This window comes from Verrucomicrobiia bacterium (genome assembly GCA_035574275.1).
Classification (GTDB): domain Bacteria; phylum Zixibacteria; class MSB-5A5; order DSPP01; family DSPP01; genus DSPP01.
Genome location: DATLYY010000071.1, coordinates 1 through 11983, shown reverse-complemented (window position 1 = coordinate 11983; position 11983 = coordinate 1). Strand labels below are relative to the sequence as shown.

Annotated in this window: 19 protein-coding genes; 2 read left to right on the top strand and 17 right to left on the bottom strand. The window is 54.2% G+C overall.

What is annotated here, in order from left to right; translation table 11 throughout:
• Positions 1-286, top strand: a 286-nt coding sequence (locus VNL73_09675; protein HXF49675.1) for a hypothetical protein, incomplete at its 5' end; no start/stop codon positions are given.
• An 82-nt stretch (positions 287-368) separates the two neighbouring features.
• Here VNL73_09675 and VNL73_09670 read toward each other — a convergent pair.
• The 17 genes from VNL73_09670 to efp form a co-directional block, all read right to left on the bottom strand.
• Positions 369-881, bottom strand: a complete 513-nt coding sequence (locus VNL73_09670) for a hypothetical protein (protein ID HXF49674.1) — start codon at positions 879-881, stop codon at positions 369-371.
• A 65-nt stretch (positions 882-946) separates the two neighbouring features.
• A complete protein-coding gene (locus VNL73_09665; GenBank protein HXF49673.1) occupies positions 947-1411 on the bottom strand; it encodes an SRPBCC domain-containing protein in 465 nt (154 codons plus the stop codon).
• The gene (locus VNL73_09660) at positions 1408-1782 is read right to left on the bottom strand and encodes a DUF1428 domain-containing protein (protein ID HXF49672.1); all 375 of its coding nucleotides are present in this window, start codon (positions 1780-1782) and stop codon (positions 1408-1410) included. Before VNL73_09660 ends, VNL73_09665 begins: the two co-directional genes overlap by 4 nt.
• Positions 1783-1797: 15 nt before the next feature.
• The gene (locus tag VNL73_09655) at positions 1798-2343 is read right to left on the bottom strand and encodes a dihydrofolate reductase family protein (GenBank protein HXF49671.1); all 546 of its coding nucleotides are present in this window, start codon (positions 2341-2343) and stop codon (positions 1798-1800) included.
• A gap of 11 nt (positions 2344-2354) precedes the next feature.
• Positions 2355-2771 carry a DoxX family protein gene (locus VNL73_09650; protein ID HXF49670.1) on the bottom strand — a complete coding sequence of 139 codons (417 nt, stop codon included), beginning with the start codon at positions 2769-2771 and terminating at the stop codon, positions 2355-2357.
• Between the two features lie 43 nt (positions 2772-2814).
• A complete protein-coding gene (locus VNL73_09645; GenBank protein ID HXF49669.1) occupies positions 2815-3165 on the bottom strand; it encodes a nuclear transport factor 2 family protein in 351 nt (116 codons plus the stop codon).
• Positions 3166-3200: 35 nt separating this feature from the next.
• The gene (locus VNL73_09640) at positions 3201-3563 is read right to left on the bottom strand and encodes a DUF1801 domain-containing protein (protein ID HXF49668.1); all 363 of its coding nucleotides are present in this window, start codon (positions 3561-3563) and stop codon (positions 3201-3203) included.
• A 7-nt stretch (positions 3564-3570) separates the two neighbouring features.
• Positions 3571-4059, bottom strand: a complete 489-nt coding sequence (locus tag VNL73_09635; GenBank protein ID HXF49667.1) for a VOC family protein — start codon at positions 4057-4059, stop codon at positions 3571-3573.
• A gap of 40 nt (positions 4060-4099) precedes the next feature.
• Positions 4100-5518 (bottom strand): MATE family efflux transporter, encoded by a 1419-nt coding sequence (locus VNL73_09630; GenBank protein ID HXF49666.1) that lies wholly within the window; start codon positions 5516-5518, stop codon positions 4100-4102.
• A gap of 151 nt (positions 5519-5669) precedes the next feature.
• Positions 5670-6245, bottom strand: a complete 576-nt coding sequence (locus VNL73_09625) for a dihydrofolate reductase family protein (protein HXF49665.1) — start codon at positions 6243-6245, stop codon at positions 5670-5672.
• 11 nt (positions 6246-6256) lie between these two features.
• On the bottom strand, positions 6257-6853 hold the full coding sequence (locus VNL73_09620) for a dihydrofolate reductase family protein (protein ID HXF49664.1): 597 nt from the start codon (positions 6851-6853) through the stop codon (positions 6257-6259).
• A gap of 73 nt (positions 6854-6926) precedes the next feature.
• Positions 6927-7352: a YciI family protein gene (locus VNL73_09615; GenBank protein HXF49663.1), complete on the bottom strand. Its 426-nt coding sequence runs from the start codon at positions 7350-7352 to the stop codon at positions 6927-6929.
• A 63-nt stretch (positions 7353-7415) separates the two neighbouring features.
• Positions 7416-7976, bottom strand: a complete 561-nt coding sequence (locus VNL73_09610) for a dihydrofolate reductase family protein (protein HXF49662.1) — start codon at positions 7974-7976, stop codon at positions 7416-7418.
• 21 nt (positions 7977-7997) lie between these two features.
• Positions 7998-8495, bottom strand: a complete 498-nt coding sequence (locus tag VNL73_09605; GenBank protein HXF49661.1) for an SRPBCC domain-containing protein — start codon at positions 8493-8495, stop codon at positions 7998-8000.
• Positions 8479-8838, bottom strand: coding sequence for a metalloregulator ArsR/SmtB family transcription factor (locus VNL73_09600; protein HXF49660.1), 360 nt, complete (start codon positions 8836-8838; stop codon positions 8479-8481). Before VNL73_09600 ends, VNL73_09605 begins: the two co-directional genes overlap by 17 nt.
• A 101-nt stretch (positions 8839-8939) precedes the next feature.
• Positions 8940-9632, bottom strand: coding sequence for a ribonuclease HIII (gene rnhC / locus VNL73_09595; protein HXF49659.1), 693 nt, complete (start codon positions 9630-9632; stop codon positions 8940-8942).
• 4 nt (positions 9633-9636) lie between these two features.
• Complete coding sequence (gene efp / locus VNL73_09590; protein HXF49658.1) at positions 9637-10194, bottom strand: elongation factor P; 558 nt, start codon at positions 10192-10194, stop codon at positions 9637-9639.
• A gap of 529 nt (positions 10195-10723) precedes the next feature.
• Between efp and VNL73_09585 the strand changes: the two genes are divergently transcribed.
• Positions 10724-11983 (top strand): HYR domain-containing protein (locus VNL73_09585; protein ID HXF49657.1); only part of this gene is annotated, 1260 nt, incomplete at its 3' end.

Sequence of the window (11983 nt, the reverse complement as noted above, 5' to 3'; positions counted from 1 at the left end):
AGTCACCTGCTATGAGCTTCTTGTCTTTGGTGAACCGCCACTAAATAATGCAACAATATATCTTGATGGAAAGGTCGTCAAATCTCAAGCAGTCCAATTTACATATCTTAAAGTACCTTACGAAAAGCATGAAATCAGAGTAGAACAAAATGGCTTTAGACCATTTGTAACTATTCTTGAAGGAGGTCCCGGAAGAAGTGAAAGACGCCTACTCGTGAAATTTGAGTCGCTTGATTCGGTGCCCGCGACTCCCTCTCAATCCGATATTGCTAAAACTGTTGAATAATTCTGCCTAATACTTAAACTTTGGTTCCCAGCCGGCGGGGCCTTGGCGAGTAAATCGAATAAATGTTAGACGGCGCTGTTTTTCATTTCCGTTTGTACTCGAAAAGTTCGGTGAAAGCGTCCTTGCCGTATTCCCGCCAGGTCCATTCCTGGGTCATATGTTTTTCATCCTGAAAGGTGATGACGAGTTTGTGCATGTGGCCGGAATCGGGCGGGGCCAGGTTGGTGGCATCCACGTAGGAAAAGACCAGCGACTTGATTTCGCCTGCGGCCGGTTGGGCTTTCATCCGGGGCTGGTTGTTGGCCGAGCAGTAGTGGGTCATCATCAAGTTATTGCCGTCGTGGTGGTAAACCGTGACCATCGTCCCCTCTCCCTTTTTTCCCATTTCCAGCGTTTCGACCAGTGCGCTGCCGTTGGAGACGAGCTTGTAGGAGGTTTTTACCTCCTGGCCGTCTTTGGTTTTGGCCTGCCACTCGCCGACGAGCGTTTTCAGCTTGTCGAAGGCGGGACTGCTCTTCGCGGCTTTCGGTTTTTCATCGGCAAAAAGCGGGGCGGCCGACAAAAACAGGCCTGCTACCAGCGTTAAAACCTTCATATCTACCTCCCTTGGGTTTGCAATCGTTTTTCTTATCGGAAAAAAGCAGCAAAACTTTCCGTTCGTCAACCCCTTTTCCCTTCCACAAAGGTTTGGAGGTGACCGATGGCGCCGCTCCAGCCGCGGTTATGGTCGTCGCGCGACTCCTTGTTCGGGAAGAGTTCGTGGGTGAAGAGCATTTCGGTCTTTTCGCCGCGGTCGAAAAACTCGATGGTCACCTGCGTTTCGCCGTGCATGGGATATTCCAGCCAGGACCAGGTGAATACCAGCTTTTCCGGTGTGGAAACTTCCCGATAGACGCCGACGGCGGTGTGGAAGTTCCCTTTCGGCGAGAGCATTTGAATGCGGTATTTCCCGCCCGCCCGCAAATCGACTTCCACTTCGGGCGTGACGAATCCCGGTTCCGGAATCACCCATTTTTTCATCTGTTCCGGGTTTGTCCAGGCGGCAAAGACCTTCTCGCGCGGGGCTTTGAAGACCCGCCGAAGCCGGAGGGTGGTTTCCTCCTTGGGCGGGGCGGTTTCCTTCATTTTTTTCCGCCTTTGACATCGACGACGACCTTGAATCCGCCGTAAGCCATCCGCTTGAGGTCGAAGGGCATCTTTTTCGGGTCCATCATCTTGTCCATGCGCGGGTCCTTCATTACCCTGGCGTTCACCTGGTTGCGGTGGGCTTTCGATTTGTACACAATGTAGGAAAAGAAGACGGTTTCTCCGGGTTTCAAGCGGGCCAGACGCGGGAAGGGGGTCAACCCTTTGACTTTGAGATCATCCCCCGCGCATTCCTTGTAATCCAGGGCGCCGTGATCCCGCCAGACCTTTCCCGCCTTTTGCGCAATCCTGCGGTAGAGAGTTAGCTTTTTTTTGGGAACGGGCAGGACGAATCCATCCACGTAGGTCATAAAATCCTCCTTGTTTTAGATTGTTTTATTCGGGTGATAGTAAAGCATAACGTTGCCGCATTTGAAGTTTTTAGTTTTGAAAAGATTGAGATTCGTCCGGGCGTTGCCGTTGAAGAGCGGCCGGCCGTTCCCCAAAACGACCGGGTTCACGATGAGCCGGTATTCGTCAATCAAGCCGAGCCGCATAAAAGTGCTGGCAATATCGCCGCCGCCGTACAGAATGAAGTCCTTGCCGGGCTCGGCCTTGGCCTCCAAAAATTCTTCCCGAATATCTCCTTTAAAGAGTCCTGAATTGTTCCATTCCACTCTTTCCAGCTTTTTTGAAAAGACGATTTTGGGAAGTTTGTTCAGCTTGGGGGCAATGGAATCCTTGGCTTTTGGCCAGTAACCGGCGAAGAGTTGGTAAGCGACGCGCCCCAACAGGATGGCGTCCACGGAATCCAGCGTTTCACAGGCCTCTTTTTCCATCTCCTCGTCCCAGACGTGCCAGTCCAACTCCCGGTTTGGCCCTTCAAAAAAACCGTCCAAGGAAACCATCATTTGCAGAATCAGTTTGCGCATTTCCTTCCCTGTTATGCGGCGCTTGGGGCGGCTCCCCGTTTGCGCTTGATGAAGCCGTCCAAGCTCCAGTCGCCGCCGCCGCGGGCGGCCATATAGAGGTAGATGAAGCAGTACAAGACGGCGGGCACCCCCTGATTCTGCACCGGCCAAAAACCGCCCGGCTGGTGGAATTGAAAGTAGGCCACGGCCATCTCGCCGGAGAGGATGAAGGCGACCGGGCGGACAAAAAGTCCCAGCATAATTAGAACGCCTCCGACGACCTCCAAAACGCCGCCAATCCAGATTTGGGACGGAAAAACGGCCACACCGCCGCCCGGCATTCCGCCAAACCAGCCGAAAAGTTTCATTGCGCCGGCCTGATAAAACATCAAACCGGCCACAACCCGAAGCAAAAAGTATGCGGCCTGCACGATACGTTCCTGGTTCATCGGTTACCTCCTTTTTGTTTAGGGTGAGCGGATTCAGTCCGCATCATTTGACCTCCATCAAATACGAAATCAACTGCTTGATTTTGCCCCTCTGCATCACGAACACGTCGCAGAAGACGGCGTTCAAAAGGCCACCGGAGCTGCGCGCCGCGCGCACGGAGCCCTCCGCCACCACGATGTCATTTTCCTCCGTCATCCGCGTGACGGTTATCTCCGGACGGCCGGTGAAAGCGGGGTTTTCGATTTCCTTGTCAAACGCATCCTTCCCAACCAGATGAAAAAAGCCGGGCATCTCCCACACCACGTCGTCCGTTAAACAGGAGAGAACCATCGTATGGTCGCTTTTGCGGAAGCCCTCCATGTACCGTTCCACTGTCTTTTTGTTCTCGGTCATATACGAATTTCCAAGCTTCGCACGGATGGCATAGGCTACTTCTCCTTACCGAGATTTTCTTTCACTCGAAATTTCACCATCCGGCCAATCAGCGGCAGGGGCATCGGCTTATCAATCGGAAACTGAATGGCCCCTTTGGATGTTTTGTAGCGCGACAGCTCTTTTTTGAAAGCCACAATAGCCGAGGGGGCCGGGTAAAACCCGATGTGGTTTTTGAAGGCGGCAAAATGCACCAAATTGCCGTTCAGTTTGAAGGTCGGTATTCCGTAGCTGATGGCCTCCTGCGCCGCAGGCGCCGACTCCCCAATTTTCCGCCGCACAGTTTTCAAAATGCCCTGCACCTCCCTTGGAAAGGCCGCGATATATTCATCGATGGTTTTGAACGATTTTCCCCGCATCATACGATTACCCTCCCGCGTACGCCTTCTTGAGCGCCGCGATGTCGAGTTTTTTCATCTGAAGCATCGCCTGCCTGGCCCGTTCCGATTTCTTGGAGTCCTTGTCCCCCAGCATCTTCCACATAACGGTGGGGACCACCTGCCAGGCGAGGCCGTATTTGTCCTTCAGCCAGCCGCATTCGACTTCCTGCCCGCCGCCGGAAGTCAGCTTTTCCCAAAAATAATCCACCTCTTTCTGTGTTTCGCAGTTTATGACGAACGAGACGGCTTCCGTGAATTTGAACGCCGGCCCGCCGTTTAGGGCCACGAACGGCTGCCCGTCCAACCGGAAGGCAACGGTCATGACCGAGCCCTTCGGTCTTCCGGCCGCCTTGGACATTGCTTCATCATAACGGGTGACGCTGGTAATTTTTGAATTCTTAAAAACCGAGGTGTAAAACTTCGCCGCCTCTTCGGCCTGGCTGTCGAACCACAAAAACGGGGTTATCTTTTGCATGCATGTCTCCTTTCAATCGTTTTTTGTTTCATCAGTCGCTTCACACCCGCACGGTTTTCCAGCGTCCCCGCGTGAAGAGCCACAGGGTGAAAAGCCCCACGGAGGTTTCCGAAATGAAAATCGCCCAGAAGACGCCGGTGTGCCCCCCGCCGAGCGTTTTTCCCAGAAGATAGGAAAGCGGAATCTGGAAAAGCCAGAAAAAGACCAGATTGATTTTGGTCGGGGTGGCCGTGTCTCCCGCGCCGTTGAAGGCCTGCACGGCGACCATCCACCAGCCGTAGACGAAATAGGAATAGGAAACGATGGTGAGCCACTTGCCGCCGATGGCGATCACTTCCGCGTCGTCCGAGAAAAGGCCCACCAGCCGCTCGCTGTAAATGAAATAGAAAACAGACACGCCGATCAAAAAAAGCATGTTCCAGAAACCGGTCACCCAGACGGAGCGCTCCGCCCGGTCGGGCTTTTGGGCGCCCAGGTTCTGCCCCACCAGGGTGGCGACGGCGTTGGACATCCCCCAGGCCGGCATCAGCGTGAACATCATGATGCGCAAGGCAATGGTCGCGCCGGCGACCGCCTGGCTGCCGAACTCGGAAATAATGCGCATCACGAAAATCCAGGAAGTCATCCCGACAATCATCTGTCCGACTCCGCCCAAGGACGTGCGCAGGATGTTGGCGACGACCGGCCGGTCCATGACGAGATGGGAACGAAGCACGCGGATATGCTTGCCGCCGCGAAAAAGCACCCACAACTGGAAAAGAACACCCACCCCCCGGCCGATGTTGGTGGCGATGGCCGCCCCTTCGATTCCCAGCTCGGGAAAAGGCCCCAGCCCGTAGATTAAAACCGGGTCGAGCACAATGTTTATCCCGTTGGCCAGCCAGAGCACGCGCATCGCGATGGCGGCATCGCCGGCCCCCCGGAAGATGGAGTTGATGACGAACAGGAGCATAATCACCGCATTTCCCCCCAGCATCCATTGGGTGTAGCGGTAACCGTGTTCGAGCGTCCAGGCGTCCGCCCCCATCAAGGCGAGCAAGTCCTTGGCAAAGAAGACGCCGATCAGGGCGAACGGCACCGAAACCAAGACGGCAAGGAGGATGGATTGAACGGCGGCGATGGCGGCTTTATCCTTTTCTTTCTCCCCGATCCGCCGGGCCACGATGGCCGTGACGGCCATGGAGAGCCCGATGCCGATGGAATAGAGCAGAAAAAGATAGGTCTCCGTCAGCCCGACGGTCGCCACGGCGGAAGGGCCGAGGCGACCGACGAAATAGATGTCTACGACCGCGAAAGTGGATTCCATGATTAATTCCAGAATCATCGGGACGGCAAGCAAAAAAACGGCTTTGCCGATGCCGATTTTCGTGTAGTCCGCTTCCGTCCCCTGTATGGCGTTTTTCAATTCGCGCCAGATGGAGGGAGACGCAGCTTTTGGTATAGTGTGGTCTGCGGTAATACCAACTCCTCTTTCTTCCTTCACAGCGTTTCCAGCTTGCTAATCATTTTATCTTGGGAATTATTAACCGGTTGGCCGCCTTTAGCTCCAAGAGTACCGGTTTTGACTTTTCCGGCGCGCTCGTAATTGGCAATAATCACTCCGCTTGGGGTCATTGTACGCTCTTTTGGTGTGCATGTTTTTTGTAATGAAGTGCAACAACTCCGGAATGAAACGTTTTCGAGCCGACAAGCTTCAGTTGCAGATTATCTTTCATACCGTCCAGTTCAAACAAGCGAGGTCCCTTTCGTGCAATAATCGGATGAACAACAAAGTGGTACTCGTCAATAAGACCAAGCCGTGTAAGTTGTGAAGCGATGCTGATACTGCCTATTGAGATACCTTTACCGGGCTGTTGTTTCAATTTCACGACCTCTTCTTGAAGGTTTGAGCGCAAAAGCGTCGTGTTGTTCCACTCCACGCTCTTCAACGTCGCTGAAAAGACAATCTTGGGTATTGCATCGAACGTGCGGGCAAAATCGTTGGTCGCTTTCGTTTCCGATTGATTCATCGCAACGTCGTGCCAGTACGGGTACATCAAATGATACGTGTTGCGTCCGAAAATCTCGATGTCTGCGTTTCGCAAGAGCCCGGTGAAGTACTCGTGCAATTCGTCGTCGGCAATCATGTTGGTATGATCGCATCCCCCGTCGAGCGTTATATTAATTCCAAACACTGCTTTTCTCATTTTATTTCTCCTTAAGCTCCAACCGTGCCGGTTTTGACTTTTCCAGCCCGCCTGTAATTGGCCAGAATCACTCCGGTTGTTGTAACAGAACTCTCTGTTAATGTAAATGCGGCCGGAATCGCGCCATTGTCAAACAATTTTTTCCCTTTGCCAAGCGTCAAGGGGTGAATTTTGAGCCGGAGTTCGTCCACCAGATCATGCTTCAATAGCAACTGAACGAGCTTACTACTGCCCCAAACCTGAATGTCGGAACCTTCCGATTTCTTGAGTTTTTTGATATCCGCCACGCTTTTGATGAATACGGAATTTTTCCAATCCGATTTTTTCCTGGTCCTGGACAGGACGTATTTTGTGCCATCATTGATACCCGGCCAAAAGTCGGCATGGAGAGGCCAGTAGCCCTCCCAAATCTCGAACGTTTTTCTGCCCAAAAGATAATCCGCCGGTTGTTTCAGCTCTTTTTGCACGGCCTTGCCATAAGCTTTGTCCCCATAGGGTGCAGTCCAACCGCCATATTTGAAACCGCCTGATGTATCTTCCTCGGGCCCACCGGGCGCCTGCATTACTCCATCCAATGTAATCATTGATAAAACGATTATTTTTCTCATGTCCCTCTTTCTTAGTTGATAGTACATCCCCAAAAGTTTGCGGAGTCGCGGTCGGCGCATTTACCATAAGGTTTCAAGAGCGCTTCCGTTTCCCGACCTGGGCGCGCAACCGTTCTTCCTGCTCCCGAAGTTTGCCCGTTGGGTCGCTGGCGGCGAACTCCTCGGTTTCGAAGACCTGGCGGAGTTCGACTTCCCCCTCTTGAAAAGGAGCACGCTTGAGCCATTCGATTGCTTCCTCCTTCGACTTCACCTGCCAGAGCCAGAAACCGGCGACCAGCTCCCTTGTTTCGGCGAAGGGGCCGTTGATAACGGTCCGCTTGTCCCCGTTGAAGCGGACGCGCACCCCTTTGGAACTCGGATGGAGCCCCTCCCCCGCCAGCATCACGCCGGCCTTCACCAGTTCCTCGTTGTACTTTCCCATCTCCGTCAAAAGCTTCTCGTCCGGCAGAACACCCGCCTCGGACTCTTTGTTGGCCTTGACGATGACCATAAACCGCATGGTTGCTCTCCTTTCTTTAAGTGGGCGCGCTCTTTTTAAGCTAAAAGCAGCCGCGCACAGTTTTTATACAACCGGTTCATAACACAAAAAGACATTTCCGTTGCGAAAGGTGTGCGAGCGGACGAGCTTTAGGTTCAACCGTTTTTTCAAACCCTCGAACATCGTCCGTCCGCCGCCCAGGATGACGGGGACTACCACGAACTGGTATTCATCAATTAACCCCTCGCCGGCCAGTTGCGCAACGATGCTGCCGCTTCCCAAAATGACCATGTCCAGCCCGCCTTCTTTTTTCATTTTTCGAACCGCTCCCGCCGGATCACTTTTCACCAAGGTGGTGTTTTTCCATGCCGCTTTATCCATTGTTCTGGAAAAAACGACTTTGGGCATTCGATTCATACCTTCCGCCACCTCCGGCATCATTTGCGCCGCAATCGGCGTGGGCCAGAAGCCAGCCATAAGGTCGTAGGTCTTCCGGCCAAATACGAGCACCCCCTCTCCCTTGGCGTTTTCCGCCGTGAAGGTGTTAAACTCCGGGTCATCCCGGTGCGCCCAGCTCATATCGTTGTTTTGATCCGTGAAGTACCCGTCCAAGCTAACGTTATTGAATACCGCTAATTTGCGCATTGTTTTCCCTTTCAAGTGTTCCTACCTGTTCGCCAACTGCTCCTCGAGATTATCAAAGCTGTCCTGCCAACCGGGGACAAAGCCGGATTCGATGGCGGCCTGACAATTCTCGGCCGTCTCAAAACGGGTATGCAAGGTGAGCAGCGTCTGATTGGCGCCCTGTTCGACGAAGCGGACGGTGACAAGGGCCTGCGGCGGCAGCCCCGCTCCGCAGCCGGGGCTGTTTTTTTCAACGGCGCCCCGGTAAACAATCCGCTCCGGTTCCAAAATTTCGCTGTAAGTTCCCTTGCACGGATACAGGGCGCCGTCCGGGCCGCGCAACTGAAGATGCAGAACGCCGCCTGCCCGCAAATCCATCTCGAGCACCTGCGTGCTGAAGCCCTTCGGCCCCCACCAGCGGGCCAGATGCCGGCGCTCGGTCCAGACCTTCCACACCAGCGCGCGGGGAGCGTTGAACATCCGGCTGATGATGATCTCCTGCTCGCCGATTTGCACGCCGGAGCTATTTTTTACGGCCACGCTTTTTCTCCTTCTTTTGCAGTTCGTACAAATATTCGTCCAGCCGGTCGAAACTTTGCTCCCAAAACGCCCGGTAATGGGCAATCCATTCGGAGGCGTCCTTCAACGGCTTGGCAATGATGTGGCAGCGGTGAATGCGGCCTTCCTTTTCCTGCCTCAAAAGTCCGGCGTTTTCCAAAACCCGCAGATGCTTGGAAATGGCCGGCAGGGATATGCGAAACGGCTCCGCCAGTTCGGTGACCGTGCGCTCGCCGCTCGCCAGCATTTTCAAGATGGCCCGGCGGGTCGGGTCGGAAAGCGCCCCGAAGGTCTGGTCCAGGGCATTCGACGAATACTTAACCATTTGGTTAAATGTTAAGCGCTGCCGATGCGCTTGTCAAGAAGATTTTTGGATTTTTTTTGGAAACGCGTTAAGTTAAAACGGCTTAATACCTTGAGAGGCGGCTAAAGCAACCGGCCGACGATTTTTTGGGTGTTTTTGAAGTGCCATTTGGCCACGGAACGCAAGCCGGTCTCCCCCTTTTCTTTGTAAAGCCCGCGGGCGATGGCGTCGGTCGGCTCTCCGGCCCCCTTGTGCAGCTTCCAGCCGATTTCTTTGGAGAGGTCATCCAAGGCGTATAGAAACGCGGCCCGCGCCAGAATGGAGGCGCAGGCCACGGCCGGGTATTCCTCGGCTTTGGGCATTTGAACGAGCTGGACGGTTTTCCCGGCGGACAAAAGCGCCTTTTCCAACCGCCACTCCCCGGCGAACTTGTCGGATATCACCAGCTCCACCGGCTCTTTGATTTCAGCCAAAACGTTCTCCAACGCGCGGGAATGCCCCCAGGCCAGAAGCTTGTTCAAGTTGCCGAATTTTTCATACAGCTCGTTGTACTTGGCGGGGTTGATTTTGACCACCGAATGGGGACAGTGTTTTTTGATTTCAGCCGCCAGTGACTTGGCCCGGCCGTCGGAAACCTTTTTGGATTCCTTGATTTCGAGGTCGCTCAAAGCGGCAAAGGTGGCGGGGCTTAAAAAACAGGCGGCGATGACCAAGGGGCCGAAGTAATCCCCCTTGCCGGCTTCGTCGATGCCGATGACGGGGATGGCCCCGAAACGGGCCTTATCCAGAAGCTGGGGGTTTGCGCCGGCGGTCACCGGCCTACATTCTTTCGAGGTATTCGCCCGTGCGGGTATCCACCTTGATCATATCCCCCTCCTTGACGAAAAGGGGGACTTTGACCGAAAGCCCGGTTTGCAGCCTGGCCCCCTTGGTCAAATTGGAGACCGAGTCCCCCTTCACCCCCGGCTCGCTTTCCACCACCTTCAGGATGGCGGCGGCGGGCAAATCGAGGGAAAGGGGGTTTCCTTCAAAAAACAGGATTTTGTACTCCTCGTTTTCCACCAAATACCATTTATAGTCCCCAATCTGTTCGGCATTAAGCTCCACCTGTTCGTAGCTTTTCTGGTCCATAAAATGGTATTCCGATCCGGTGGTGTACATATACTGCATCTTGCGCTGTTCGAAGTTCGGCTCGTCGAACATCTCCCCGGCGGCGAAGGTCTTTTCCAAAACTGCCCCGGTTCTGAGGTTTTTCAAACGGGTCCAGACGTTGGCCCGGCGCTGGGCCGTCCGGGCGTGCTGGAAGTCCACGATTTCGAAGAGCTCCCCGTCCAACGCCAGTTTTCTACCTTTTCTGAAATCCGAAGTGCTAAGCATTCCTTCCTTTCTTTGTTATTGGTTCGGTAAAAGCTAAATATACGCCGGAAAGTATCCAAAGCAAATTTCTCCCCGGAAAAAAATAGCCATTAATTCGGGCCGGCGGACCCACCCCCAAAACCCCAAAAAAAGCCAAAAAAGTTCTTGACAAGCCCTTGGGAAAACCTATATTAGGGGTGCGTTTAAGCATAGTTGACGACATAAAGACCTGCCAAAAGCGATAGCAAAAGCTGTCGTTTTTTCCTTTTCATAGCGAGTATCGCGATAGTTCCTTTGCTTTTTTTCATAAGAAGAAATAGCAAGGCTATCAATAAGTTAGCGGGAAATCCGGCAGTCGGGCCAAAATTAGGGGAGCTTTATCTTTCAAATCCCTTGAGGGGGGATAGAAAGAGAAAAAAAGAGGCGTGGAAGAGTTAACGATCTGGGATTGCCATACAAAAGGGGGCTTATGCGGTTAGACCGGAAGCCGGCAGGAAAGGCTTCATACAGAAACCGCCTTTTTTCTTCTAAAAGCGGTCAAAACGGCTTTGTGCGGTTTATTCGCCGCACTTGCAATATAGCCCCGTTCGTTCTCATTGCCACCCTCCTTTTTACCCCCTCTTTTGCTTTCGGTGCCAGCGTTGTAACCGACCAGCCTGACTATGCCCCCGGCGATACGGTCTGGATTACGGGCAGCGGGTATTGGGCCAGCGAATGGGTGACTGTTCAGGTAACGCATGTCGATCCGGGCCATACCGGGGGGGAGGGGCATGACCCCTGGTCGGTTCAGGCTTCAGCCGCCGGAGGATTTTCCACCTACTGGGTGGTGCCGGAAGATGACAACGTGGGTGAGTCACTCCAAGTGGCGGCGACCGGGCAATCTTCCGGCTTGATAGCTGTAACCTTTTTCGAAGACCATAACACCGTTCTCAAAATAACCAGCACCATACCCAGCACTCTTTGTCCGGGCAGCACCCTCCTGGTCTGCGCCAATCTGAAGCAAAAGTGCTCCAGCGGCGGCACGGCGCCGCTGCAGGGAAGAGAGATTCTGTTCTTCATCAATCCCGGCAACTGCGGCGTGAATGTGGGCCAGGGGGCCAACGATTCGGTGCTTACGGATGCGAACGGCAACGCCTGTGCCACCCTGACCATTCCCACAACCCCCGGCACCTATTCCATCCGGGTAAAGTTCCGCGGGGAGGATAAACCTTCCCCCTGTCCCAATCCGGGCAACAGCGCCTGCGATCCCACCAGCCCCTATTCCAGCAAACGCTGCGTGGAGCTCTCTTCTTCCAACGAATGCAAAACGACGACCGTCCTCTCTTCCTGCTGCACCCCGCCGGTCATCACCTGCCCGGCCAATATCGTAAAGAACACCGATGCGGGGCAGTGCGCCGCCACCGCCTCTTTTTCCGCCACGGCCACCGGCAACTGCGGCCCGATAAACATCGTTTGCACGCCTCCCTCCGGTTCCAGTTTCCCGAAGGGGGTGACCACGGTCACCTGTATTGCCGCCAACTCCTCGGACCAGAAAGATACCTGCCAGTTCACCGTGACGGTTAACGACAACGAACCGCCGGCGGCCAACTGTCCGGCCAATATCAGCGTCAACAACACCCCCGGCCAGTGCGCCGCCAACGTCAGCTACACCGCTACGGTCAGTGATAACTGCCCGGGAGCCACGATTGCCTGTGTGCCTCCCTCCGGCTCTTCCTTCCCGGTGGGCACATCTACAGTAACTTGTATTGCGACCGATGCTTCCGGCAAGAAGGACACCTGTCAGTTCGCCGTAACCGTGAACGACAACCAG

Coding starts and splice junctions, on each gene's coding strand:
- VNL73_09610 (HXF49662.1), bottom strand. CDS start 7,976: ATGCGCAAATTAGCGGTATTCAATAACGTTAGCTTGGACGGGTACTTC.
- VNL73_09670 (HXF49674.1), bottom strand. CDS start 881: ATGAAGGTTTTAACGCTGGTAGCAGGCCTGTTTTTGTCGGCCGCCCCG.
- VNL73_09620 (HXF49664.1), bottom strand. CDS start 6,853: ATGAGAAAAATAATCGTTTTATCAATGATTACATTGGATGGAGTAATG.
- VNL73_09625 (HXF49665.1), bottom strand. CDS start 6,245: ATGAGAAAAGCAGTGTTTGGAATTAATATAACGCTCGACGGGGGATGC.
- VNL73_09660 (HXF49672.1), bottom strand. CDS start 1,782: ATGACCTACGTGGATGGATTCGTCCTGCCCGTTCCCAAAAAAAAGCTA.
- VNL73_09645 (HXF49669.1), bottom strand. CDS start 3,165: ATGACCGAGAACAAAAAGACAGTGGAACGGTACATGGAGGGCTTCCGC.
- VNL73_09600 (HXF49660.1), bottom strand. CDS start 8,838: ATGGTTAAGTATTCGTCGAATGCCCTGGACCAGACCTTCGGGGCGCTT.
- VNL73_09635 (HXF49667.1), bottom strand. CDS start 4,059: ATGCAAAAGATAACCCCGTTTTTGTGGTTCGACAGCCAGGCCGAAGAG.
- VNL73_09615 (HXF49663.1), bottom strand. CDS start 7,352: ATGCGGTTTATGGTCATCGTCAAGGCCAACAAAGAGTCCGAGGCGGGT.
- VNL73_09650 (HXF49670.1), bottom strand. CDS start 2,771: ATGAACCAGGAACGTATCGTGCAGGCCGCATACTTTTTGCTTCGGGTT.
- VNL73_09665 (HXF49673.1), bottom strand. CDS start 1,411: ATGAAGGAAACCGCCCCGCCCAAGGAGGAAACCACCCTCCGGCTTCGG.
- VNL73_09640 (HXF49668.1), bottom strand. CDS start 3,563: ATGCGGGGAAAATCGTTCAAAACCATCGATGAATATATCGCGGCCTTT.
- efp (HXF49658.1), bottom strand. CDS start 10,194: ATGCTTAGCACTTCGGATTTCAGAAAAGGTAGAAAACTGGCGTTGGAC.
- VNL73_09655 (HXF49671.1), bottom strand. CDS start 2,343: ATGCGCAAACTGATTCTGCAAATGATGGTTTCCTTGGACGGTTTTTTT.